General features: G+C 70.7%; 21 protein-coding genes and 1 other RNA gene. 18 read left to right on the top strand and 4 right to left on the bottom strand.

Annotation, left to right across the window (positions count from 1 at the left end):
- Position 1: 1 nt before the first annotated feature.
- Together OCJ37_RS16910 and OCJ37_RS16905 are read right to left on the bottom strand one after the other, a co-directional pair.
- On the bottom strand, positions 2-370 hold the full coding sequence (locus OCJ37_RS16910; protein WP_263110854.1) for a YraN family protein: 369 nt from the start codon (positions 368-370) through the stop codon (positions 2-4).
- Positions 360-2,084, bottom strand: coding sequence for a penicillin-binding protein activator (locus OCJ37_RS16905; protein ID WP_263110853.1), 1,725 nt, complete (start codon positions 2,082-2,084; stop codon positions 360-362). Before OCJ37_RS16905 ends, OCJ37_RS16910 begins: the two co-directional genes overlap by 11 nt.
- An 80-nt stretch (positions 2,085-2,164) precedes the next feature.
- Here OCJ37_RS16905 and rsmI point away from each other — a divergent pair, with 80 nt between their 5' ends.
- A complete protein-coding gene (gene rsmI / locus OCJ37_RS16900; RefSeq protein ID WP_263110852.1) occupies positions 2,165-2,989 on the top strand; it encodes a 16S rRNA (cytidine(1402)-2'-O)-methyltransferase in 825 nt (274 codons plus the stop codon).
- Between the two features lie 82 nt (positions 2,990-3,071).
- An RNA gene (gene rnpB / locus OCJ37_RS16895) (RNase P RNA component class A) lies at positions 3,072-3,438 on the top strand.
- Between the two features lie 299 nt (positions 3,439-3,737).
- Here rnpB and OCJ37_RS16890 read toward each other — a convergent pair.
- Complete coding sequence (locus OCJ37_RS16890; protein WP_263110851.1) at positions 3,738-4,544, bottom strand: NRDE family protein; 807 nt, start codon at positions 4,542-4,544, stop codon at positions 3,738-3,740.
- A 373-nt stretch (positions 4,545-4,917) separates the two neighbouring features.
- On the opposite strand from OCJ37_RS16890, the gene OCJ37_RS16885 reads away from it, so the two are divergent.
- The 15 genes from OCJ37_RS16885 (at position 4,918) to lpxC (ending at position 22,422) form a co-directional block, all read left to right on the top strand.
- Complete coding sequence (locus OCJ37_RS16885) at positions 4,918-5,319, top strand: division/cell wall cluster transcriptional repressor MraZ (RefSeq protein WP_263110850.1); 402 nt, start codon at positions 4,918-4,920, stop codon at positions 5,317-5,319.
- A 14-nt stretch (positions 5,320-5,333) separates the two neighbouring features.
- Complete coding sequence (rsmH, locus tag OCJ37_RS16880) at positions 5,334-6,383, top strand: 16S rRNA (cytosine(1402)-N(4))-methyltransferase RsmH (RefSeq protein ID WP_263113721.1); 1,050 nt, start codon at positions 5,334-5,336, stop codon at positions 6,381-6,383.
- Positions 6,380-6,643 carry a cell division protein FtsL gene (gene ftsL / locus OCJ37_RS16875; RefSeq protein WP_263110849.1) on the top strand — a complete coding sequence of 88 codons (264 nt, stop codon included), beginning with the start codon at positions 6,380-6,382 and terminating at the stop codon, positions 6,641-6,643. Before rsmH ends, ftsL begins: the two co-directional genes overlap by 4 nt.
- On the top strand, positions 6,640-8,511 hold the full coding sequence (locus tag OCJ37_RS16870; protein ID WP_263110848.1) for a peptidoglycan D,D-transpeptidase FtsI family protein: 1,872 nt from the start codon (positions 6,640-6,642) through the stop codon (positions 8,509-8,511). Before ftsL ends, OCJ37_RS16870 begins: the two co-directional genes overlap by 4 nt.
- Positions 8,508-10,001: a UDP-N-acetylmuramoyl-L-alanyl-D-glutamate--2,6-diaminopimelate ligase gene (locus OCJ37_RS16865; protein WP_263110847.1), complete on the top strand. Its 1,494-nt coding sequence runs from the start codon at positions 8,508-8,510 to the stop codon at positions 9,999-10,001. Before OCJ37_RS16870 ends, OCJ37_RS16865 begins: the two co-directional genes overlap by 4 nt.
- A complete protein-coding gene (gene murF, locus OCJ37_RS16860) occupies positions 9,998-11,533 on the top strand; it encodes a UDP-N-acetylmuramoyl-tripeptide--D-alanyl-D-alanine ligase (protein ID WP_263110846.1) in 1,536 nt (511 codons plus the stop codon). Before OCJ37_RS16865 ends, murF begins: the two co-directional genes overlap by 4 nt.
- On the top strand, positions 11,523-12,608 hold the full coding sequence (mraY, locus tag OCJ37_RS16855; protein ID WP_263110845.1) for a phospho-N-acetylmuramoyl-pentapeptide-transferase: 1,086 nt from the start codon (positions 11,523-11,525) through the stop codon (positions 12,606-12,608). The genes murF and mraY overlap by 11 nt, the downstream gene beginning before the upstream one ends.
- Positions 12,608-13,930, top strand: a complete 1,323-nt coding sequence (gene ftsW / locus OCJ37_RS16850) for a putative lipid II flippase FtsW (protein WP_263110844.1) — start codon at positions 12,608-12,610, stop codon at positions 13,928-13,930. Before mraY ends, ftsW begins: the two co-directional genes overlap by 1 nt.
- The gene (gene murG / locus OCJ37_RS16845; protein ID WP_263110843.1) at positions 13,927-15,204 is read left to right on the top strand and encodes an undecaprenyldiphospho-muramoylpentapeptide beta-N-acetylglucosaminyltransferase; all 1,278 of its coding nucleotides are present in this window, start codon (positions 13,927-13,929) and stop codon (positions 15,202-15,204) included. Before ftsW ends, murG begins: the two co-directional genes overlap by 4 nt.
- On the top strand, positions 15,201-16,637 hold the full coding sequence (gene murC / locus OCJ37_RS16840) for a UDP-N-acetylmuramate--L-alanine ligase (protein WP_263110842.1): 1,437 nt from the start codon (positions 15,201-15,203) through the stop codon (positions 16,635-16,637). Before murG ends, murC begins: the two co-directional genes overlap by 4 nt.
- Positions 16,634-17,593, top strand: coding sequence for a D-alanine--D-alanine ligase (locus tag OCJ37_RS16835; RefSeq protein ID WP_263110841.1), 960 nt, complete (start codon positions 16,634-16,636; stop codon positions 17,591-17,593). Before murC ends, OCJ37_RS16835 begins: the two co-directional genes overlap by 4 nt.
- Positions 17,594-17,720: 127 nt before the next feature.
- The gene (locus tag OCJ37_RS16830; RefSeq protein WP_263110840.1) at positions 17,721-18,542 is read left to right on the top strand and encodes a cell division protein FtsQ/DivIB; all 822 of its coding nucleotides are present in this window, start codon (positions 17,721-17,723) and stop codon (positions 18,540-18,542) included.
- A complete protein-coding gene (gene ftsA, locus OCJ37_RS16825) occupies positions 18,539-19,774 on the top strand; it encodes a cell division protein FtsA (protein WP_003465508.1) in 1,236 nt (411 codons plus the stop codon). Before OCJ37_RS16830 ends, ftsA begins: the two co-directional genes overlap by 4 nt.
- Before the next feature lie 271 nt (positions 19,775-20,045).
- The gene (gene ftsZ, locus OCJ37_RS16820; RefSeq protein WP_263110839.1) at positions 20,046-21,266 is read left to right on the top strand and encodes a cell division protein FtsZ; all 1,221 of its coding nucleotides are present in this window, start codon (positions 20,046-20,048) and stop codon (positions 21,264-21,266) included.
- 244 nt (positions 21,267-21,510) lie between these two features.
- The gene (gene lpxC, locus OCJ37_RS16815) at positions 21,511-22,422 is read left to right on the top strand and encodes a UDP-3-O-acyl-N-acetylglucosamine deacetylase (RefSeq protein WP_263110838.1); all 912 of its coding nucleotides are present in this window, start codon (positions 21,511-21,513) and stop codon (positions 22,420-22,422) included.
- Between the two features lie 149 nt (positions 22,423-22,571).
- Here lpxC and OCJ37_RS16810 read toward each other — a convergent pair whose 3' ends face one another.
- Positions 22,572-23,048 carry a DciA family protein gene (locus tag OCJ37_RS16810; RefSeq protein WP_263110837.1) on the bottom strand — a complete coding sequence of 159 codons (477 nt, stop codon included), beginning with the start codon at positions 23,046-23,048 and terminating at the stop codon, positions 22,572-22,574.
- Positions 23,049-23,058: 10 nt separating this feature from the next.
- On the opposite strand from OCJ37_RS16810, the gene OCJ37_RS16805 reads away from it, so the two are divergent.
- Positions 23,059-24,006 carry a M23 family metallopeptidase gene (locus tag OCJ37_RS16805; protein ID WP_263110836.1) on the top strand — a complete coding sequence of 316 codons (948 nt, stop codon included), beginning with the start codon at positions 23,059-23,061 and terminating at the stop codon, positions 24,004-24,006.
- Positions 24,007-24,134: the final 128 nt, after the last annotated feature.

Here is a 24,134-nt window from a genome sequence, read left to right as displayed (position 1 = left end):
GTCAGCAGTCGTCGGCGCGGAACGCGTCGCGCAGCCAGGTCAGCCGTGGCGGCTCGCCTTCGGCCTCGACCACGTCGAAGCGGCACGGCCGGTTCGCGTAGTGCGGATGCGCGGCCAGGAACAGCTGCGCGGCCAGCACCAGGCGGCGGCGCTTGCGCAGGTCGACCGAGGCGGCGCCGCCGCCGAACGCGTCGGTGCGCCGGTAGCGCACCTCGACGAACACCAGGCACTGCGCGTGCTGCATCACCAGGTCCAGTTCGCCGCCGCGATAGCGCACGTTCGCGGCGATCAGGTGCAGCCCGGCGCGCTCCAGTTCGGCGCGCGCCGCCGCTTCCATGTCGTTGCCGCGTTGCCGGCGGTCAACGCCCATCGGGCAGCGGCGTCGCGCGCCCGCCGCTGAAGGTGGACCAGGCCGGGGTGCGCAGGATGTTGCCGAAGCCGTCCAGGTGCAGCACGCCGGTGGCGCCGCGCAGGTTGGCCTCGGCGCCGGTGGCCAGCTTCTCCAGGTAGGCGCTGATCTGCCAGGCGTCGTAGCCGAACGCGAACAGGCGCCCGGCCGGGCCGCGCGCGGTCGGCAGGGTCTCGGCCACGCTGGTCGCCGCCGGCAGGCCGCCGACGCCGCGCACGTTCCACAGTTCGCTCGGGTAGGCGATGCCGTCCAGCACCAGGTCGTCCTCCGCCTTGCCGGTGCCCAGCACCAGCTGCGAGGTCGCGACCCGGCTCTTGCCGGCGAAACCGGCCAGCGCCAGCTGCGGCGCCAGCGCGCGCGCGGTGCCGCCCTTGACCGCCAGGAACACCGCGTCGGCGGCGCCGGCGTTGCGCAGCTGCGCGCCGACGTCGCCCGGCGTCTCGGCCACGCTGACGCTGGCCACGACCTTGCCGCCGCGCTCGCTGAAGCGCTCGCGGAACGCGGCCACCGCGCGGCGGCCGTTGTCGTCGTTGCTGCCGATCACCAGCGCGTTGCGGCGCTCGTGCGCCAGCAGGTATTCGGCCGCGGCGATGCCGTCGTCTTCCGGCGCCAGCGAGAAGCCGGCGCTGCCGGCGGGCGGCGCGGCGGTGCCGCGGTTCAGCGCCAGCAGCGGCACCGGCAGCGCATCGCGCGCGAACAGCGCGCTGACCTCGTCGCGGCCGAGCGGGCCGACCACGAAGTCGGCGCCGCCGTCGATCGCCTTCTGGTAGGCGGCCAGCGCGCCGGCCGCGGTGCCGGTGGTGTCGATGAAGTTGATCTCCGGCCGGCGCCGGGTCTCGCCGTAGTAGCCGGCGAGCAGGCCGTCGCGCACCGGCGCGGCCGCGGTGGCCAGGCTGCCGCTCAGCGGCAGCAGCACCGCCAGCTTGGCCGGCGGGCGGTAGCCGTCGCGCTCGGCCGGCGGCCGCTTGCTGGTGTCGAAGCCCCACTGCGCGCCACGGTCGAACGGCCGCGGCAGCGGCAGGCCGCGGCTGATCAGCGCGCGCCCGGCGAAGTTGTACAGCGGGTCGCCGGCCGGCAGCGCGGCGGCGCGCGCCTGCAGCGTGGCGTCGTTCAACGCCGCCAGCAGGCGCACGATGGCGCGCTGGTTGTCGGTGCGCGCCTGGCCGCTCAGGCCGAGGTCGGCGCGGGCGCGCTCGTCCAGCGCCGCGTTGCCGTCGCCGGTGCCTTCCAGCGCCTGCGCGCGGGCCAGGTGCCAGCGCGCGCGCAGGTTCTGCGGCACCGCCTGCGGATCGCTGCCCAGCGCCTGCAGCGCCTGCGCCGGCTGGCGGTCGGCCAGCGCCAGCTCGGCGTTGACCAGGGCCAGCCGCACCTTGCTCAGGCCCGACAGCTGGCGCGGCTGCACCTGCGCCACCAGGCTGCGCGCGCGCGCGACGTCGCCGGCCTCGTACCAGGCGAACGCGGCGTCGGCCAGCAACTGGTTGCGCTCGCTGCCGGTGGCGCCGGCGGCCTGCGCCTCGAGCTGCTGCGCCGCTTCCCGCGGCTTGCCCTGGTCCAGCAGCGCCAGCGCCGCGGACTGGGCCGGCGACGCGCTCTGCGTGACGCTGGTGGTGGCGCAGCCGGCGAACAGCAGCGCCAGCAGCGACAGGGCGGAAATCCTTGCGAATCGCTTGTTCATTTCTGGTCCATTCGGCAGGGCACGCCGGGCGCGCCGGGGAAAACCGCTACGATTCTACCCTTGACCATGGAAAGCCGTAGATGAGCGCCCAGCCCGGAACCCTGCACGTCGTCGCCACGCCGATCGGCAATCTCGCCGACCTGACGCCGCGCGCGCAGGAGGTGCTGCGTACGGTCGCGGCGATCTGCGCCGAGGACACCCGCCGCAGCGGCCAGTTGCTGAGCCATTTCGGCATCGACAGGCCGCTGCTGGCGCTGCACGAGCACAACGAGGAGGCGCTGGCGCAGCGCATCGTCGCGCGCCTGCTCGGCGGCGATTCGCTGGCCCTGGTCAGCGACGCCGGCACCCCGCTGGTCAGCGACCCGGGCTACCGGCTGGTGCGCGCGGCGCGCGAGGCCGGGGTGCGGGTCAGCCCGGTGCCCGGCGCCTGCGCGGCGATCGCCGCGCTCAGCGTGGCCGGCCTGCCGAGCGACCGCTTCAGCTTCGAAGGCTTCCTGCCAGCCAAGGCCTCCGCCCGCCGCGAGCGCCTGCTGCGCCTGGCCAGCGAGCCGCGCACCCTGGTGTTCTACGAATCGGCGCACCGCATCGTCGAGTCCCTGGCCGATTGCCGCGCCGCGTTCGGCGACGCGCGCCCGGCGGTGCTGGCGCGCGAACTGACCAAGCTGTTCGAGACCGTGCTCGACGGCAGCCTGGCCGAGCTGCAGGCGCGGGTGGAAGCCGACGACAACCAACGCAAGGGCGAGTTCGTGCTGATCGTGCAGGGCGCTGGCGACGACGCCGACGCGCAGCTGGCCGAAGGCCGCCGCGTCTACGCCAAGCTCAACGAACACCTGCCGCCGTCCACCGCCGCCAAGCTCGCCGCGGAAATCACCGGCGCGCCGCGCAAGGCGTTGTACGGGGGCTGAGGCGGCGGCAAAGGCGCGGTCGGTGGTTGCGCCTGGCGGGCAGGGAACAATGTTCCCTCGCACGTGCGACAATGCGCGCGGCGGAGTCGGCCAGACAGTCGCGTCATCCCGGTGCATTTCGGTGCGGCGGGATGCCGAGGAAAGTCCGGGCTCCATAGGGCAAGGTGCCAGGTAACGCCTGGGCGGCGCGAGCCGACGGACTAGTGCAACAGAAAGATACCGCCTACGTCTGCGCAAGCAGGCCGGTAAGGGTGAAATGGTGCGGTAAGAGCGCACCGCGAGTCCGGTAACGGACCGGCACGGCAAACCCCACCTGGAGCAAGACCAAATAGGGACCTCATGGCGCTGCCCGCGTCGGGTCCGGGTAGGTTGCTCGAGCGTACCGGTGACGGTGCGCCTAGAAGAATGACTGTCCACGACAGAACCCGGCTTATCGGCCGGCTCCGCCACTTTGTTTGCGCGCCGCACAAATAAAGCCCCAAACTTTTGCGCAGCAAAAGTTTGGGCTCCGGGCTCTTTGCCCCCCAAATCCCCGCGGCTTCGCTGCGCCCCCTTTACCAAAGGGGGCTTTGCTCCAGATGCACGGCGGACTCTGCCCAGATCGCTCTGCTCAGATGTAGCCGCGCTGCTGCTTTGGTTCTTCCCGCTGCCGTGGCTGCCAGCTGGCTCGGCTGTTGTGGGAGGGACTTCAGTCCCGATTGCAGGGCCGATCCGCCGGTGGGCGCTGTTTACGCCGCGCCTTGCCGCCTTACGTCTCGCTTTTGCTGTTGCTCTTGCCGGGTCCCGAGTCCCCGGTCCTGAGCCCTTCAAGCCGCGTCTCTCCCAGAAACACGCCGTTCGCGCCGAAGCGGCGCTCGTGGATCCAGCCGCGTCCGCTCTCGTCCACCGCCACGATGGTGCTGGCGCGGGTGCCGTAGTCGTGGCCGCGGATGAAGGCCGGCGACAGGCGCCGCTCCAGTTCCAGGCCCACGCCGGTGTCGGGCAGTTGCGCGTCGTCGGCGACGGTCTCGTCGACCAGCGCCCGCCACAGCGGCGCCGGATCCTCGTCGCCGGCCGCGATCCAGTCGGCCACGGCCTCGCACAGGCGCGCGGTCTTCGGCCACGGTGCGTCCAGCGCGCCGTTGGACATGCCATGGATGCCCGGCGCCAGGTGCTGGCGGGCCAGCGGGTGGTTGCCCAGGTACTGGGCGCCGTCGGCGTCGGCCAGCAACAGGTTGAACGGCGGGTAGGCGTCGGCGCGCAGCGCCAGGGCATCGGCGAAGGCGGCCGCCGGCGCGGCGCCGGCCAGGTAGTCGGCGACCAGGGCGCCGCGCGAGGCGCCGGACATCGACGCCAGCGGGTCGCGCACGTTGGTCACCACGGTGCAGCGGCCGGCGTCGTCCAGGCCGACCCAGCTGCCGCCGGAACGCAGGTCGCGCCCGGCCAGCACGCGCTGCGCCGGCGCCGCCCAGCGCTGCAGCGGGGCGGTCGGACGGGCGTGGAATTCGTCGCGGTTGCCGACCAGCAGCAGGCGCCAGCGCGGGTGCGATTCCAGGGCGAGGGCGACCAGGCACATAGGCCGCCGATTGTGCGGCCTTGCGCAGTGGCGCGCGAGCCGGCCGGCCGCCGGGGCGGCGACGGCCGGCTGTCTTAACGCCTCGTGCACAGGGCTGAATTTCCGCTCAATCTCAAAATATGAGACGAAACAGCAACTTGTGGATAAGCTTTGAACAAGTCTCTAAAGAATGGCGCAAGCCATTGATGTGGCTAGCGATTTATCGCTCGCAAAGTTGTTGACAACCTTTTGCGCGCTGCTAAGGTGGGCACCTGAGGGGAAACCGGGTTTTTTGTGGTTTTTCGTGGTTCAATGACCGCCCAGGCGGATTCGGAAAGGTGTAGGCGTCGTGTTTCAAGGCGAGACCGCAATCACAGTGGACGACAAGGGGCGTATGGCGGTTCCCACCGCGTACCGCGACCTCGTCGCGCGTGCGAGCGGCAATCGGCTGGTGCTGACCTACAACCCGTTCGAAGCCGGATGCCTGTGGCTGTATGCGGAGAAGGAATGGGAGCGGGTCCGTGACGACGTCATGGCCAAGCCCAACACCCAGCGCGTGGTGCGGATCCTGCAGCAGAAGCTGGTGGGTTCCTCGGCCGCGCTGGAACTGGACGCCAACAGCCGCATCACCATTCCGCCGAGCCATCGCGCCGCGGTGGGCATTGAAAAGCGCGCCGTGCTGTTGGGCATGGGCGACAAGTTCGAATTGTGGAGCGAGCAGGCTCATCGCGCATTGATCCAGCAGACCTTGTCTGACGAGGATCTGGGCGATGGATTGCTCGATCTGAAGTTGTGAGCCGGGGTGTCCGGATGCGCGGACAGGCGCAGGCCGGTCACCTTCCGGTGTCGCAACCGCCGGCGGCGCACGTGCCGGTGTTGTTCGCGCAGGTCATGGACGGGCTGCAGGTGATCGAAGACGGAATCTATCTGGATGGCACGTTCGGGCGTGGCGGACACGCGCGCGGGGTGCTGCACAAACTCGGCCCAGGAGGCCGGCTGCTGTTGATGGACAAGGATCCCGAGGCGATCGCCGAAGCCGAACATGCGTTCGGCGGCGACGCGCGCGTGCGCATCCGCCGCGGCAGCTTCGCCGAGCTGGGGCAGTGGGACGCCGCCGCCGACCTGGACGGGGTGCTGTTCGACCTGGGCGTCTCCTCGCCGCAGCTGGACGTGGCCGCGCGCGGCTTCTCGTTCGGCAAGGACGGCCCGCTGGACATGCGCATGGACCCGGACGCCGGCGAGAGCGCGGCGCAGTGGCTGGCGCGCGCCGACGAGCGCGACATCGCCGACGTGCTGTGGACCTACGGCGACGAGCGCCAGAGCCGGCGCATCGCCCGCGCGATCGTGGCGCGCCGCGCCGAGCAGCCGCTGACCCGCACCGCGCAGCTGGCCGAACTGATCGCCAGCGTGATGCCGCGCGGCGACAGCAAGACCCACCCGGCCACGCGCAGCTTCCAGGCGATCCGCATCCACATCAACCGCGAGCTGGCCGACCTCGAGGCCGGGCTGGACGCGGCGCTGGCCAGGCTCAAGCCGGGCGGCCGGCTGGCGGTGATCAGCTTCCACTCGCTGGAAGACCGCATCGTCAAGCAGTTCATGAACCGCCACGCCAAGGCCCCGCCGAGCAACCGCCGCCTGCCCGAGGCGCAGCCGTTCGTGCCGACGTTGCGGCTGCATGGCGGCGCGATCAAGGCCGACAGCGCCGAACTGGCAGTCAATCCGCGCGCGCGCAGCGCGGTGTTGCGGGTGGCCGAGAAGCTGGGATTGGGGATTGGGAATTCGGGATTGGAGAAGAGCGCTCGCCCGATCCCCAATCCCCAATCTCCAATCCCGGCGTCTCCGACAGGAGGCGCCCGATGAGCCGGCTGCTGCTCATCGTCCTGCTCGCCTGCACCATCGCCTCGGCGATCGGGGTGGTGTACATGCGCCATCGCCACCGGCAGCTGTTCGTGGAGCTGTCGCGGCTGGAGCACGACCGCGACGAGCTGAACATCGAGTTCGGCCGGTTGCAGCTGGAGCAGGCGACCTGGGCCGAGAGCAATCGCGTCGACCAGGTCGCGCGCGAGCGGCTGGGCATGAAGTTCCCGGAAACCGGCGACATCGTGGTGGTGCGGCCATGAGCAAGACCGGCCGCAACCGCCCGCGCAGCAACTTCAATCTCCGCGGCCGCCTGGTCCTGGTCGGCGCGGCGCTGAGCCTGTGCTCGGTCACGCTGATCGGGCGCGCCGCCTACGTGCAGCTGATCAACAGCGATTTCTACCAGCGCCAGGGCGAGGCGCGCTACCTGCGCGAGCTGCCGATCGCGACCTCGCGCGGCATGATCACCGACCGCAACGGCGAGCCGCTGGCGGTGTCCACGCCGGTCGAGTCGATCTGGGTCAACCCGCAGGAGCTGCTGCGCAATCCCGACCGCATCCCGCAGCTGGCGCAGGCGCTGGAGCTGCCCAGCGACGAGCTGACCGCCAAGCTGTCGCAGAAGGCGGACAAGGAGTTCATGTACCTCAAGCGCCGGATCAATCCGGACAAGGCGCATGCGGTGGTCGCGCTGGGCATCCCGGGCGTGTTCTCGCAGCGCGAGTTCCGCCGCTTCTACCCGCAGGGCGAAGCGATGGCGCACGTGCTCGGCTTCACCAACATCGACGACCGCGGCCAGGAAGGGCTGGAGCTGGCGTTCGACGAGTGGCTGCGCGGCAAGCCCGGCTCCAAGCGCGTGATCCGCGACCGCAAGGGCGCGATCGTGGAGAGCATCGACCTGGTCAAGCCGGCGCAGCCGGGCAAGGACCTGACCCTGAGCATCGACCGCCGCATCCAGTTCCTGGCCTACAAGGAACTGCGCAAGGCGCTGGAAGAGAACAAGGCCGCGGCCGGCTCGATCGTGATCGTGGACGTGAACAGCGGCGAAGTGCTGGCCATGGTCAACCTGCCGACCTACAACCCGAACGCGGTCAGCGGGGTCAATTCCGACGCGCGCCGCAACCGCGCGGTCACCGATCTGGTCGAGCCGGGTTCGACGATGAAGCCGCTGACCGTGGCCACCGCGCTGCAGGCCGGCGTGGTCACGCCGAATACCGTGATCGACACCAATCCGGGCTTCATGACCCTGGGCCGGTACACGATCCGCGACGTGCCGCGCAACAACGGCGTGCTCAACGTCACCGGCGTGATCACCCGCAGCTCCAACATCGGCGCGGCCAAGATCGTCGCCAAGCTGGACGACCAGGCGTTCTACCAGTCGGTGCGCAAGTTCGGCTACGGCAGCGCGCCGCACAGCGGCTTCCCCGGCGAGTCGGCCGGCGTGGTGTCGCATCCGGGCAGCCCGAGCTGGTACGGCACCACCAAGACCACCATGTCCTACGGCTACGGCCTGTCGGTGACGCCGCTGCAGATCGCCACCGCGTACACCGCGCTGGGCAACAACGGCAAGCTGATGCAGCCGACCTTCGTCAAGGGCCAGCACCAGGAAGCGCGCGAGGTGATCAGCCCGCAAGTGGCGCGGGAAGTGGTGGCGATGATGGAGACCGTGGTCACCCAGGGCGGCGCCAAGGGCGCGGCCGTGCTCGGCTACCACGTCGCCGGCAAGACCGGCACCGCGCGCCTCAACGGTCCGGGCGGCTACATCCGCGGCCACTACAACGCGCTGTTCGCCGGCCTGGTGCCGGCGACCAATCCGCGCTTCGCCACGGTCATCGTGATCAACGATCCGCAGGGCGCCAAGTACTACGGCGGCCTGGTCTCCGCGCCGGTGTTCCACAACGTGATGGAAGGCGCGCTGCGGCTGATGGACGTGCCGCCGGACGACATCCAGGCGTGGCTGGCGGCGCAGGCCGCCGGCAAGAGCGGCCATGCGCCGCCGCCGGCGCCGGTGGAGCCGGATCCGGCCACCGTGCCCGATGCGGCCGCCGAGGTCGATGCCGCGCTGCCCAGCGTGCACGCCGTCGCGCCGGCGCCGGCCGCGTTGCCGACGCCATTGCAGGAGACCCGCCAGTGAGCCGCGCGCTGCCGCTGTCCAAGCTGCTGCCGGACCTGGCGCTGGCGCGCGACGTGCAGGTGTCCGGGCTGGTCATGGACAGCCGCGCGGTGCGCCCCGGCGATGCGTTCGTGGCGATCGCCGGGTTCGGCGCGCACGGGCTGGGCTTCGCCGCGCAGGCGCGCGCCAACGGCGCCGCGGCGATCCTGTTCGAACCGCCGGCGCCGGCCGAGCTGCCGGCCCCGGCCGACGCGATCGCGGTGCCGGGCCTGCGCGCGCGCATGGGCGCGATGGCCGACCAGTTCCATGGCCATCCGTCGCAGACGATGACCATGATCGGGGTCACCGGCACCAACGGCAAGACCTCCACCGTGCAGCTGCTGGCGCAGGCCTGGCAGTGCCTGGGCACGCGCAGCGGCAGCATCGGCACGCTCGGCGTGGGCCTGTACGGCGACGTGGTGCCGACCGGGTTCACCACGCCGCTGGTGCTGCAGACGCACGCGCTGCTGGCGCAGCTGCGCGACGCCGGTGCGCAGGCGGTGGCGATGGAAGTGAGCTCGCATGCGCTGGACCAGGGCCGCGTGGATGCGGTGCACTTCGACGTGGCCGTGTTCACCAACCTCACCCGCGACCATCTGGACTACCACGGCGACATGGCCGGCTACGGCGCGGCCAAGGCGCGCCTGTTCGCCACGCCGGGGCTGAAGGCGGCGGTGGTCAATCTCGACGACGCGTTCGGCCGCGAGTTGCTGGCGACGCTGGAGCCGCACCTGCGCCGCATCGGCGTCAGCTCGCGCGGCCAGGCCGGCGCCGCGCTGCGCGCCGAGGCGCTGCGCCTGGACGCGCGCGGCATCGGTTTCGACCTGCTGATCGGCGAGGCGCGGCATCCGGTGCAGTCGGCGCTGCTGGGCCGTTTCAACGTCGACAACCTGCTGGCGGTAGCCGGCGCGCTGCATGCGCTGGACGTGGCGCCGGCGCGCATCGCCGCGACGCTGTCGCAGCTGCAGCCGATCCGCGGGCGCATGAACCGCCTCGGCGGCACCGGGGCGCAGCCGCTGCTGGTGGTCGATTACGCGCACACCCCGGACGCGCTGGAGCAGGCGCTGGACAGCCTGCGCGGCCACGCGCACGGCCGCCTGCTGTGCGTGTTCGGCTGCGGCGGCGAGCGCGACACCGGCAAGCGCCCGCAGATGGCGGCGATCGCGCAGCGCCTGGCCGACGTGGTGATCGTCACCGACGACAACCCGCGCGGCGAGGACGGCGACCGCATCGTCGCCGACATCCTGGCCGGCTTCAGCGACCTGCAGGCGGTACGCGTGCAGCGCGACCGCGCGCAGGCCATCGCCCAGGCCGTGGCCGAGGCCGGCAGCGAGGACATCGTGCTGATCGCCGGCAAGGGCCACGAGCCGTACCAGGAGATCGCCGGCGTGCAGCATCCGTTCGACGACACCGAGATCGCCGCGCAGGCGCTGCAGGCGCGCGCCGCCCCGGCGATGGAGGGCGCGCGATGAAGCGCCTGCCGCTGTCGATGCTCGCGCACTGGGCCGGCGCCGAACTGCACGGCGACGACGTGGCGATCGACGCGATCGCCCACGACACCCGCACGCTGGCGCCGGGCAGCCTGTACGTGGCGCTGCGCGGCGAGCGTTTCGACGGCCACGACTTCGCCGCCGACGCCGCCACGCGCGGCGCCAGCGCGTTGCTGGTGGACCTGCTGCAGCCGCAGATCGAACTGCCGCAGCTGCTGGTCGCCGACACCCAGCTGGCGCTGGCGCGGATCGCCGCCGGCATGCAGCGCGGCCGCGCCACGCGGGTGGCCGCGATCACCGGCAGCAACGGCAAGACCAGCGTCAAGGCACTGCTGCTGGCGATCCTGCAGCACGCCTGCCGGGTCGGCGGCGGCAGCGTCTACGCCAACCCCGGCAACCGCAACAACGAGATCGGCCTGCCGCTGGCGGTGATCGAGGCGCCGGACGCGGCCGACTACGCGATCTACGAGATGGGCGCCGGCAAGCCGGGCGACATCGCCTACCTGACCGACATCGTCGCCCCGCACGCGGCGCTGGTGAACAACATCGCCCCGGCGCACCTGGAGCGCATGGGCAGCCTGCTCGGCGTGGCCCGGACCAAGGGCGCGATCTACGCCGCGCTGCCGGCCGACGGCACCGCGGTGATCAATGCCGACGACGCGTTCGGCGCGTGGTTCGAACAGCACCTGCCGGCGCCGCTGACCCCGCGCGTGCTGCGCTTCGGGCTGCAGGCCAGCGCCGAGGTCACCGCCACCCAGCTGCGGGTGGGCGCGGACCGTTCGCAGTTCGTGCTGGTCACCCCGCACGGCGAGGTCGAGGCGACGCTGCCGCTGCCCGGCCGCCACAACCTGATGAACGCGCTGGCCGCCGCGTCGCTGGCGCTGGCGCTGGACATCGCGCCGGCGCTGATCGCCGCCGGCCTGGCGCAGGTGCAGCCGGTGCCGGGCCGGCAGATCGCGCACACGCTGCGCGGCGGCGCGGTGCTGATCGACGACAGCTACAACGCCAACCCCGGTTCGCTGGCCGCGGCGATCGACGCGCTGGCCGCCGCCGGCGGCGAGCGCTGGCTGGTGCTGGGCGACATGCGCGAACTCGGCGACGGCGCCGAGGCGCTGCACGCCAGCGGCGGCCGCCGCGCGCGCGACGCCGGGCTGACCCGGCTGTACGCGCTGGGCCCCCTCAGCGCCATCGCCGCGCAGGCGTTCGGCGAGAACGGCCGCGTGTTCGACAGCCATGCGGCGCTGATCGCCGCCTTGCGCCGCGATCTGGACGCGGTGGCCGGGACGCGGGACGCGGGACGCGGGACCCGGGAAAAGCAGGATCAAGAGCAGGAAACAGAACACATGCATGAGAGCACCGGTGTGGCGTCCGCTGGCGTTGCGCCCCTCCCAATCCCGAATCCCGAATCCCCGATCCCGGCCACCCTCCTGGTCAAGGGCTCGCGCGGCAGCGCCATGGACAAGATCGTGAGCGCGTTGCTGGCGCAGGGTGAGGAGGCGTCGCATGCTGCTTGAACTGTCCCGCTGGCTGCAGCAGCTGGAGAGCCTGTTCGGGCTGTTCGGCTACCTCACCTTCCGCGGCATCCTCGCGGCGCTGACCTCGCTGTTCCTGTCGCTGTGGCTGGGCCCGGCGATGATCCGCAAGCTGGCGCAGTTCAAGGGCGGCCAGCCGATCCGCCAGGACGGCCCGCAGACCCACTTCTCCAAGGCCGGCACGCCGACCATGGGCGGCTCGCTGATCCTGCTCACCGTGCTGCTGTCGGTGCTGCTGTGGGGCGACCTGCGCAACCGCTACGTGTGGCTGGTGCTGGCGGTGATGCTGGCGTTCGGCGTGATCGGCTGGTACGACGACTGGATCAAGATCGTGCGCCGCGACCCGAACGGGCTGAAGTCGCGCTGGAAGTACCTGCTGCAGTCGATCTTCGGCCTGGCCGCGGGTCTGTTTCTTTACTACACCGCCGACGTGCCGGCGGCGATCACCTTCTACATCCCGATGTTCAAGTCGATCGCGCTGCCGCTGGCCGGGATCAGCTTCGTCGCCATCGCCTACTTCTGGATCGTCGGCTTCTCCAACGCGGTCAACCTGACCGACGGCCTTGACGGGCTGGCGATCATGCCCACGGTGCTGGTCGCCTGCGCGCTGGGCGTGTTCGCCTACGCCTCGGGCAACGCGGTGTTCTCGGCCTACCTGAAGATCCCCTCGATCCCCGGCGCCGGCGAACTGATCATCATCTGCGCGGCGATCGCCGGCGCGGGCCTGGGCTTCCTGTGGTTCAACACCTACCCGGCGATGGTGTTCATGGGCGACATCGGCGCGCTGGCGCTGGGCGCGGTGCTCGGCACCATCGCGGTGATCGTGCGCCAGGAACTGGTGCTGGTGATCATGGGCGGCGTGTTCGTGATCGAGACGCTGTCGGTGATGATCCAGGTCGCCTCGTTCAAGCTCACCGGCAAGCGCGTGTTCCGCATGGCGCCGATCCACCACCATTTCGAGCTGAAGGGCTGGCCCGAGCCGCGGGTGATCGTGCGTTTCTGGATCATCTCGGTGGTGCTGGTGCTGGTCGGCCTGGCCACGTTGAAGGTGCGCTGATGAACGACGCCGCACGCCAGGCAACCCGATTGGAGGCCATCGGCGGCCGCTACGACCCGTGGCTGCTCGGCGCGGTGGTGGCGCTGGCCTCGCTGGGCGTGGTGATGGTCGGCTCCAGCTCGATCGAGCTGACCGTCAGCCCGTTCTATTACCTCACCCGGCATCTGTTGTTCCTGGCCGGCGGCATCGGCCTGGCGATCTGGACCATGCGCACCGAGCTGAAGAACATCGAGCAGTACAACCAGCTGCTGCTGCTGGCGTGCTTCGGCCTGCTGATCGTGGTGTTCGTGCCCGGGCTGGGCAGCAGCGTCAACGGCGCGCGGCGCTGGATCAACCTGGGCATCTCCAAGTTCCAGACCGTGGAAGCGGTGAAGGTGCTGTACATCGTGTGGCTGTCCAGCTACCTGGTGCGCTTCCGCGACGAGGTCAACGCCACCTGGCCGGCGATGCTCAAGCCGCTGGGCGTGGCGGTGGCGCTGGTCGCGCTGCTGCTGATGCAGCCGGACTTCGGCTCCTCCACGCTGCTGCTGGCGATCACCGCCGGCATGCTGGTGCTGGGCGGGGTCAACCTGCCGCGGATGTCGATGCCGATCGTGATCGGCCTGCCGGTGTTCGCCTTCATCGCGATCCTGGAGCCTTACCGGCTGCGCCGCATCACCTCGTTCCTGGACCCGTGGGCCGACCAGCTCGGCTCCGGCTACCAGCTGTCCAACGCGTTGATGGCGGTGGGCCGCGGCGAGCTGTTCGGGGTCGGCCTGGGCGGTTCGGTGCAGAAGCTCAACTACCTGCCCGAGGCGCATACCGACTTCATCTTCTCGGTGATCGCCGAGGAACTGGGCTTCACCGGCGTGTGCCTGATCATCGCGCTGTACGCGCTGCTGGTCGGGCGCGCGTTCTGGCTGGGCATGCGCTGCGTGGAGATGAAGCGGCATTTCTCTGGCTACATCGCCTTCGGCATCGGCCTGTGGATCAGCCTGCAGAGCTTCGTCTCGGTCGGCGTCAACCTGGGCATCCTGCCGACCAAGGGCCTGACCCTGCCGCTGATCTCCGCCGGCGGCTCCAGCGTGCTGATGACCTGTGTGGCGATGGGCCTGCTGCTGCGCGTGTCCTACGAGCTGGACCGCGCCGAGCGGCAAGTGGCCAAGGTGCGCGGCGAGGCGGCACCGGCGGTCAAGCAGACCGTGGACAGCGCCGAGGACCTGCAGGCCGCGCGCGAGGCCAGCGCCAGCGCGGTGGCCGCGGCGATCCAGGCCGGCACCCCGGCGCGCGGCACCAGCCGCATGCAGCCGCGGGTCGAACCGACCTTCGGGAGGCTGGGATGAGCGCGACCGCGCCGCTGGCCGCCACCGCGACCGCATCCGTTGCGGATGCCGCGCTGCGCCCGGTGATGATCCTGGCCGGCGGCACCGGCGGGCACATCTTCCCGGCGCTGGCGGTGGCCAAGGTGCTGCGCGCGCGCGGCGTGCCGGTGGTGTGGCTGGGCGCGGCTGGGCGCATGGAAACCCAACTGGTGCCGCAGCACGGCATCGAGATCGACACCATCGAGATCGGCGGCCTGCGCGGCAAGGGTGCGCTGGCGCTGCTCGGTGCGCCGGTACGGGTCATGCGCGCGATCCGCGCCGCCGGCTTCGTGCTGCGCCGGCGCGCGCCGCGCGCGGTGGTCAGCTTCGGCGGTTTCGCCGCCGGCCCCGGCGGCATCGCCGCGCGCCTGCTGAAACTGCCGTTGCTGGTGCACGAACAGAACCGCGCCCCGGGCCTGACCAACAAGGTGCTCTCGCGCGTGGCGCGGCGCGTGCTGACCGGGTTCCCGGGCAGCTTCGCCGCCCGCGAGGAAGCGGTGGGCAACCCGGTGCGCGCCGAGATCGCGGCGCTGCCGCTGCCGGCGCAGCGCTTCGCCGGGCGCGAGGGCGCGGTGCGCCTGCTGGTGCTGGGCGGCAGCCAGGGCGCGCGCGCGCTTAACCAGGCGCTGCCGCGCGCGCTGGCCGCGCTCGGCGCGCAGGTCGAAGTGCGCCACCAGTGCGGCGAAAAGCTGCGCGACGAAGCGGCCCAGGCCTATGCCGACGCCGGCGTCGCCGCCAGCGTCGAAGCCTTCATCGGCGATATGGCCGCCGCCTACGCCTGGGCCGACCTGACCGTGTGCCGCGCCGGCGCCTCGACCCTGGCCGAACTGTGCGCGGCCGGCATCGGCAGCGTGCTGGTGCCGTTCGCCGCCGCGGTCGACGACCACCAGACCCGCAACGCCGAATACCTGGTCGAGCGCGGCGCCGCCGTGCTGCTAAAGCAGGACGACGCCCTGGCCGCCAACCTGCAGGGCGTGCTGCGCGACCTGCTCGGCAACCCGGGCAAGCGCTTGGCGATGGCCGACGCCGCCCGCCGCCTGGCCAAGCCGGATGCGGCCGAGCGGATCGCGGACATCATTCTGGAAGAGGCCGGGAGTCGGGAGTCGGGATTGGGGATTCGCAACGAGCAGGAGCACCAGCAGGACACTATGCAGACATCCGTACAGGGCGATGCGCCGCGGCAACGTGCCGCCGACGCCGCCAATCCCGAATCCCGAATCCCCAATCCCGGCACCTCCGCAGGAGGTGCCCAATGATCCGCCGTCTCCACGACACCGGCGACCTGGTCCGTGCGTTCCCGCGCGTGCACTTCGTCGGCATCGGCGGCACCGGCATGAGCGGCATCGCCGAGGTCATGCTGACCCTGGGCTACGAGGTCTCCGGGTCGGACAACGCCGACAACGCGGCGACGCGGCGCCTGGCAAAGCTCGGCGCGCGGGTGATGCGCGGGCATTCGGCGGCCAACGTGCTCGGCACCGACTGCGTGGTGGTGTCCAGCGCGATCCGCGACGACAACCCGGAACTGATGGAGGCGCGCAGCCAGCGCATCCCGATCATGCCGCGCGCGGCGATGCTGGCCGAGCTGATGCGCTTCCGCCGCGGCATCGCGGTGGCCGGCACCCACGGCAAGACCACCACCACCAGCCTGGCCGCGGCAGTGCTCAGCGAAGGCGGGCTGGACCCGACCTTCGTGATCGGTGGCCAGCTGCTCGCCGCCGGCGCCAACGCCAAGCTCGGCGGCGGCCAGTGGCTGGTGGCCGAGGCCGACGAGAGCGACGGCAGCTTCCTGCGCCTGAACCCGCTGATCGCGGTGATCACCAACATCGACGCCGATCACCTGGAGAACTACGGCAACGACTTCGCCCGGGTCCAGGCCGCGTTCGCCGAGTTCCTGCAGCGCCTGCCCTTCTACGGCCTGGCGGTGCTGTGCATCGACGATCCGGAAGTGGCCGCGCTGGCCGCCAAGACCCCGCGCCACGTGATGAGCTACGGGCTCAGCGAGAACGCCGACGTGCGCGCCGAGGACGTGGTCCAGGACGGCCCGCGCATGCGCTTCACCCTGCGCCTGCCCGAGGGCAGCAGCACCCCGGTGACGCTGGCGCTGCCGGGCCGGCACAACGTGCTCAATGCGCTGGCCGCCGCCGCGATCGGCTGGCAGCTGGGCGTGGCGCCGGCGGCGATCGCCAGCGCGCTGCAGAGCTTTGCCGGCATCGGCCGTCGCTTCAATGACCTGGGCGACGTGGTCACCGCCAGCGGCGCGCGCGTGCGCCTGGTCGACGACTACGGCCACCATCCGCGCGAACTGGCCGCCGTGTTCGCCGCCGCGCGCGGCGGCTGGCCGGACAGGCGCCTGGTGGTCGCGTTCCAGCCGCACCGCTACAGCCGCACCCGCGACCAGTTCGACGCCTTCGCTGCGGTGCTGTCGGAAGTCGACGCGCTGGTGCTCAGCGAGGTCTACCCGGCCGGCGAAACCCCGATCCCCGGCGCCGACGCGCGCTCGCTGGCGCGCGCGATCCGTGCGCGCGGGCGCAGCGAGCCGGTGGTGGTGGGCCAGGTCGCCGAGTTGAGCCACGTGCTGCCGGACGTGCTGCAGGACGGCGACCTGCTGCTGATGATGGGCGCCGGCGACATCGGCTACGTCGCCCAGCACATCGCCCAGGATGGTTTCGTCGCGGAGGCGAAGGCATGAGCGCGCCGACCTTCGCGCCGCCGCGCCACACCGACCCGGCCGTGTTCGGCCGCGTCGCGGTGCTGCTCGGCGGCACCTCCAGCGAACGCGAGGTGTCGCTGGATTCGGGCCGCAACGTGCTCGAGGCGCTGCGCGCGCGCGGCGTCGACGCGGTCGCGGTGGACGGCATCCCGGCATTGGCGCAGGCGCTGGTGGACAAGCGTTTCGACCGCGTGTTCAACGTGCTGCACGGCCACAACGGCGGCGGCGAAGACGGCATCGTGCAGGGCCTGATGGAGGCGTTCGGCGTGCCGTACACCGGTTCGCCGGTACTCGGCTCGGCGCTGAGCATGGACAAGGTGCGCACCAAGCAGGTGTGGCTGTCGCTCGGCCTGCCGACGCCGCGCTACGTGCGCCTGGCGGCGACCGCGCAGGCCGATGCGATCCATGCGGCGGCCGCGCAGCTGGGCCTGCCGGTGATCGTCAAGCCGGCCAACGAAGGCTCCAGCGTCGGCGTGACCCGCGTGTTCGAGCCGGCGCAGCTGGACGAGGCGGTGGCGCTGGCCGCGCGCTACGACGGCGAGCTGCTGATGGAGCAGATGATCGTCGGCGACGAACTGACCGTGGCGATCCTCGGCGACACCGCGCTGCCGTCGATCCGCATCGTGCCCAAGGGCCAGTGGTACGACTACCACGCCAAGTACGTGGCCGAGGACACCCAGTACCTGTGCCCGGGCCTGGACGGCGACGCCGAGCGCGCCTTGGGCGAACTGGCGCTGGCCGCGTTCCGCGCCGCCGGCTGCCGCGGCTGGGGCCGCGTGGACGTGATGCGCGACGGCACCAGCGGCGACTTCGCGCTGCTGGAAGCCAACACCGCCCCGGGCATGACCAGCCACTCGCTGGTGCCCAAGGCCGCGCGCCAGGCCGGCATCGGTTTCGAAGAGCTGGTGTGGCGGGTGCTGGAGCAGACGCTGTGAAGCCGGGATTCGGGATTCGGGATTGGGGAGTCGCACAGCGGCAGCGTCGCGCTGCCGGTGCGCTCGCGTGCGTGTCTTGCGCGAATCCCGAATTCCCAATCCCGAATCCCGCGGCACGGAGTGCCGCATGAGCGCCCTCCTGCGCATCCTCGCCTGGCTGCTGGCGCTGGCGCTGGTGGCGTTGCCGGTGGTGGCGGTGCTCAACGGCTGGGTCGGCGCCGAGCGCTGGCCGCTGAGCCGGTTGCAGGTCAGCGGCGATTTCAAGCGGGTGCCGGCCGAACAGTTGCGCCAGGTGGTGCTGCCGTACGCGCGCCGCGGCTTCTTCGCGGTGCGCCTGCAGGACGCGCAGGACGCGATCGAGCGGCTGCCGTGGGTGGAGAGCGCGCGGGTGCGCAAGCGCTGGCCGGACGTGTTGGAAGTGCGCGTCACCGAACACCGCCCGTTCGCGCGCTGGGGCAGCGATCGCATGCTGTCCGAGCAGGGCCGCATCTTCGCGCTGCCGAGCGAGCTGCGCGGCATGGCGCTGCCGCAGCTGGCCGGGCCGGATGCCAAGGCGCAGGACGTGGTCGCGCTGTACAACGAATCGCGCGCGCTGTTCGCGCCGGCGGGGCTGCCGGTCAACGGCGTGGCGATGGACGCGCGCGGCAGCTGGTCGCTGCAGCTGGGCGACGGCGTGCAGATCGTGGTTGGCCGCGACGACGCCCGCGCCCGCCTGGCCCGCTTCGCCCGCGTGCTGCCGCAACTGCTGCAACCGGACCAGGCGCCGCTGGCCCGCGCCGATCTGCGTTACACGAATGGGTTCACGGTCGAACGGCAGGGATTGGATTCGGGATCGGCAAAGAAACCGGCTCCGCAACGCTCCGCCTCCGCCGACCTTCCCCGCATTCCACGCCCCGTCGCTTCGACCAATCCCCAATTCCGAATCTCAAATCCCGGCTCCAAGACATGAACCGCAAAGGCGACAAATCCCTCATCGTTGGACTGGACATCGGCACCTCCAAGGTCGTCGCGCTGGTCGGCGAGTATTCGCCCGGCAACCCGATCGAGGTGATCGGCATCGGTTCGCACGAATCGCGCGGGCTCAAGCGCGGCGTGGTGGTGGACATCGAATCCACCGTGCAGTCGATCCAGCGCGCGGTCGAGGAAGCCGAGCTGATGGCCGGCTGCGAGATCCGCTCGGTGTACGCGTCGATCTCCGGCAACCACGTGCAGTGCAAGAACTCCCCCGGCATCGTGCCGATCCGCGACGGCGAAGTGACCTGGAACGACCTGGACCGGGTGCTGGAAGCGGCCAAGGCGGTGGCGATCCCGGCCGACCAGCGCATCCTGCACGCGATCCCGCGCGAGTACGTGCTCGACGATTCGCAGGAAGGCATCCGCAACCCGGTCGGCATGACCGGCGTGCGCCTGGAGGTGCACGCGCACCTGGTGGTGTGCGCGCAGTCGGCCGCAGCCAACATCAGCAAGTGCGTGCAGCGCTGCGGCCTGCAGGTGGACGACCTGATCCTGTCCTCGCTGGCGTCCTCGGTGGCGGTGCTGACCGCCGACGAGCGCGAGCTGGGCGTGGTGCTGGTGGACATGGGCGCCGGCACCACCGACCTGGCGGTGTTCGTGCAGGGCGCGATCTGCCACACCGCCTCGCTGCCGATCGCCGGCGACCACGTCACCAACGACATCGCGCACATGCTGCGCACGCCGACCCCGGAAGCCGAGCAGATCAAGGTGCGCTACGCCTGCGCGCTGGCGCAGCTGGCCACCGCCGAGGAAAGCATCCAGGTGCCCAGCGTCGGCGACCGCCCGCCGCGGCGCATGCCGCGCCACTCGCTGGCGCAGGCGGTGCAGGGCCGCTACGAGGAGATCTTCGAGATGGTGCAGGCCGAACTGCGCCGCTCCGGCTTCGAGGAGCTGGTGCGTGCCGGCATGGTGCTGACCGGCGGCGCCTCGAAGATGGAAGGCGTGGTCGAACTGGCCGAGGAAATGGTGCAGATGCCGGTGCGCGTGGGCATCCCGCAGCACGTCACCGGCCTGGGCGAAGTGGTCGGCAACCCGGTGCACGCCACCGGCGTGGGCCTGCTGCTGATGGGCAGCCAGATCGAACACCCGCGCCGCCCGTCGCTGCCGACCGGGCGCGCCGGCAGTTTGTTCAAGAAATTGAAGAACTGGTATCGCGGCGAGTTTTGAGGAGCCGGGATTCGGGATTTGGGATTCGTAAGAGCAACAGCGACAGCAAGACAGCGGTAGAGCGGAGAGCGGAGAGAAGGCAGGCGATACTTTTGTAGTGATTTCCGCCGCGGAGCGGGCAACGGAGTAAGGGCGATCGTGCCCGATCCGGATCCCCGATCCCGGCTTCCAAACAACAACACTCGCCGGACGGAGAGGCGGGAACGAGGATCGGAGCTGTTCCGAATCCCCAATCCCGGATCCCGAATCCCGGCTCAAAGAGGACACGGACATGGCGCATTTCGAACTGATTGAAAAGATGGCACCCAACGCGGTAATCAAGGTGGTCGGCGTGGGCGGCGGCGGCGGCAACGCGGTCGCGCACATGGTCAGCAGCAGCGTGGACGGCGTGGAATTCATCACCGCCAACACCGACTCGCAGGCGATCAAGAACTGCGGCGCCAAGCTGCAGCTGCAGCTCGGCACCAACGTCACCAAGGGCCTGGGCGCCGGCGCGAACCCGGAAGTCGGCCGCCAGGCCGCGCTGGAAGACCGCGAACGCATCATGGACGCGCTGCAGGGCGCGGACATGGTGTTCATCACCGCCGGCATGGGCGGCGGCACCGGCACCGGCGCCGCGCCGGTGGTCGCGCAGCTGGCCAAGGAGATGGGCATCCTGACCGTGGCCGTGGTCACCAAGCCGTTCCCGTTCGAGGGCCGCCGGCGCATGCAGGTCGCGCTGAAGGGCATCGAGGAACTGAGCCAGCACTGCGACTCGCTGATCACCATCCCCAACGAGAAGCTGATCACCGTGCTCGGCCGCAACGCCACCATGATCCAGGCGTTCCGCGCCGCCAACGACGTGCTGCAGGGCGCGGTGCAGGGCATCGCCGACCTGATCGTGCGTCCGGGCCTGATCAACGTCGACTTCGCCGACGTGCGCACGGTGATGTCGGAAATGGGCCTGGCGATGATGGGCACCGGTTCGGCCCGCGGCGACGACCGCGCGCAGGCGGCGGCCGAGGCGGCGATCCAGAACCCGCTGCTGGACGACGTCAACCTGGCCGGCGCCAACGGCATCCTGGTCAACATCACCGCCGGCCCGGACTTCACCATGTCCGAGTTCGACGAGATCGGCCGCACCATCGAAGGCTTCGCCTCCGAAGACGCGACCGTGGTGGTCGGCACCGTGCTCGACCCGGACATGCAGGACGAGGTCCGCGTCACCGTGGTCGCCACCGGCCTGAACCGTGCGGTGTCGCGCCAGGCGCAGCGTCCGGAGCAGCGCGCGCCGATCAAGCTGGTCCGCAACGCCACCACCGGCCAGCCGGAATTCGGCGACTTCGAACATGGCGGCGACGCCGTGTCCAAGGCGGTCGGCGGGGCGATGGGCCTGGGCCTGCGCCGTCCGAGCAGCGATGCGATGGGGTCGTCCGCACCGGCGCCGGCCGCGGCCGATCTGCCCAACGATTACCTGGACATCCCGGCGTTCCTGCGCCGCCAGGCCGACTGACGTCGCCAAGGCCGGCCATGCGCCGGCCGCAACACCGCCGTTCGGGAGTGTCCGCCCGAGCGGTGCGCCGTGTCCTTTGCTGCCGGGTCGCCTCGACCCGGCAGGTTTTTGCGACCGCGACGCCGGCTGCGCCAGCGTTGCGCAAATAGGACGCTGTGACCGTCTTGTTAAAATTTGGCTAAACGCGTGATATTCTCAATTCCGTTCAGTTCCCGTCTGAGCGGACGTTCCCAGACTGTCTCCCATGACCCAGCAACGCACCCTCAAGAACACGATCCGCGCCACCGGCGTGGGCCTGCACAGTGGCGACAAGGTGTACATGACGCTGCGTCCGGCGCCCGCCGACCATGGCATCGTGTTCCGCCGGGTCGACCTGGAACCGGCAGTGGAAGTGCCGGCCGATGCCGAACTGGTCACCGAGACCACGCTGTGCACCGGGCTCAGCCGCGGTGAGGCCAAGATCCAGACCGTGGAACACCTGATGTCGGCGATGGCCGGCCTCGGCGTGGACAACGCCATCGTCGAGCTGTCCTCGGCCGAACTGCCGATCATGGACGGTTCCTCCGGCCCGTTCGTGTTCCTGCTGCAGTCCGCGGGCATCGTCGAGCAGGACAGGCCCAAGCGCTTCATCCGCATCAAGCGCCCGGTGGAAGTGCGCGACGGCGACAAGATCGCCCGCTTCGAGCCGTACGACGGCTACAAGCTCGGTTTCACCATCCAGTTCGACCACCCGATGATCCCGGCCAAGCAGTCGCGCCAGGAGATCGAGTTCTCGACCATGGCCTACATCAAGGAAATCTCCCGCGCGCGCACCTTCGGCTTCATGCGCGACCTGGAGTACATGCGCGAGCGCAACCTGGGCCTGGGCGGGTCGATGGACAACGCCATCGTGCTCGACGAGTTCCGCGTGCTCAACGACGACGGCCTGCGCTACGCCGACGAGTTCGTGCGGCACAAGATCCTCGACGCGATCGGCGACCTGTACCTGGCCGGCGGCGCCATCCTCGGCGCCTACGAAGGCTACAAATCCGGCCACGCGCTGAACAACAAGCTGGTCCGCGCGCTGCTCGCCGAGCAGGCCGCCTGGGAGTGGGTGAGCTTCGATTCGGCCGCGCAATCGGCGCCGGTGGCCTACGGGGCCGTGGCCTACGCCTAAAGTTCGGCGCCCCGCAGCCGGGGCGGTTGGCGGTCACGAAATGGGGCGATCCGTCCCATCCTTCGGCCTTCCTTAACTTCTATTTAACGAATCGGTAACGACCTCGAGGCCGGCGCCCGCTAGGATGCGTCGGGTCGTGACGTGCGTGTCTACGTACGCAGACCGCGCCGGCCGGAGGCCGTCGCTGCTTCAGGCGTCGCGGAGTCGACGTCCTGCAAGGACGCCAGCGCGTCGCGCAAACCCTTGTGCGTCGCCGCGGATACCGGTGCTGGCTTGCTTCTTGCCTGTTGCATTGGGGAATGCGCGGATACAGTCGCAATCTTGACGGTCACCCTGGTGGCCTTCAGCCCGAGGGACCGGGCCGCAGCGAGGAGATCGGCCTCGGCAAGCCTGACCCGGGCGTGCCAGACCGGAGAGTCAACGAGAAAAACGAGCTGTTCGCCGTTCACATTGGCCAACCGGCAACGGGAGGCCAGGTTCGGCGGCAGATGGGGGCGCAATTGCCGATCCAGCGCGTCGAGCCACAAGGCACGCCGCAACGGGTCGCCCACCTTGTCCGCCAGTGCCGCGTCCAACGCCGGCATCGGCGCGGTGGTATGGCCCTCGCCGGACTTTCGCTTAGACATGAAAACTCATATGGCGTTTAAGAAGATCGTAATCAATTCGCGTGAAAAGGGGATAAAGGACCTGCCGTGGCGTCTGCGCGAGTTCGCGGACCGGCGTCCCCTGGCCGTGCTGGGCGCGGTGCTCGGCGTGGGCATGGTACTCGGCATCGGCGTCAGCGCCGCGACCGGCCTGGCCGGTTCGGCGCAGCTGCGGGCCAAGGTGGAACGGCAGGACGCGGAACTGGCGCAGGTGCGCCGCGACGCGCAGACCCAGGTCAACGCGCTGGCCGCGCGGCTGGGCGAACTGCAGGCGCAGGCCACCCGGCTGAACGCGCTCGGCGAGCGCCTGACCCGGATGGGCAAGCTGCAGGACGGCGAATTCGACTTCGACCAGCCGGTCGGCGTCGGTGGCGGCGACGACGAGGTCAGCCAGGACATGCCGGCGCAGCAGCTGGGCAAGGAACTGGACGGGCTGCACCAGCAGTTCGCCACCTCTGGCCAGCAGCTGTCGGTGCTCGAGTCGCTGCTGTTCGACCACCAGCTCGACCAGAACGCGGTGCCCTCGCAGATGCCGATCCGCAACAGCTACATCACTTCCGGCTTCGGCGGCCGCGCCGATCCGTTCGGCGGCGGCGCCGGCAACCACAAGGGCATCGACTTCCACGCCAACGTCGGCGACCCGGTGCTGGCCGTGGCCGACGGCGTGGTCAGCTACTCCGGCGTGCGCGGCGGCTACGGCAACGTGGTCGAGGTCGATCACGGCAACGGCTACGTCACCCGCTACGCGCACAATTCGCGGCTGTCGGTGAAGGTCGGCGATCTGGTGCGGGTCGGCCAGGAAGTGGCCAAGGCCGGCTCCACCGGCCGTTCCACCGGCGCGCACGTGCATTTCGAGGTGTGGAAGGACGGCGTGGTGATGAACCCGGCCAAGTTCCTCGGCGACGGCGCCACCCCGGTGGGCCGCCGCGGCCGCGGCTGATCCGAGCTGGGGCGGCGCGGCCGGCGCTTGAATCGCCGGAGCCCGCCCCAAGCTACAATACGCTTTGCCACGACAGGGCGCCTCGCGCCCTGTTTCGTTTGCGGCCCACCGCTTCCCTGGGGGATCGG

Origin of the sequence: Xanthomonas sp. AM6 (genome assembly GCF_025665335.1) — a bacterium.
In the GTDB taxonomy this organism is placed as follows: Bacteria; Pseudomonadota; Gammaproteobacteria; order Xanthomonadales; family Xanthomonadaceae; genus Xanthomonas_A.
The sequence above is the reverse complement of the archived record's forward strand: the minus strand, read 5'-3'. Positions and strand labels throughout refer to the sequence as shown.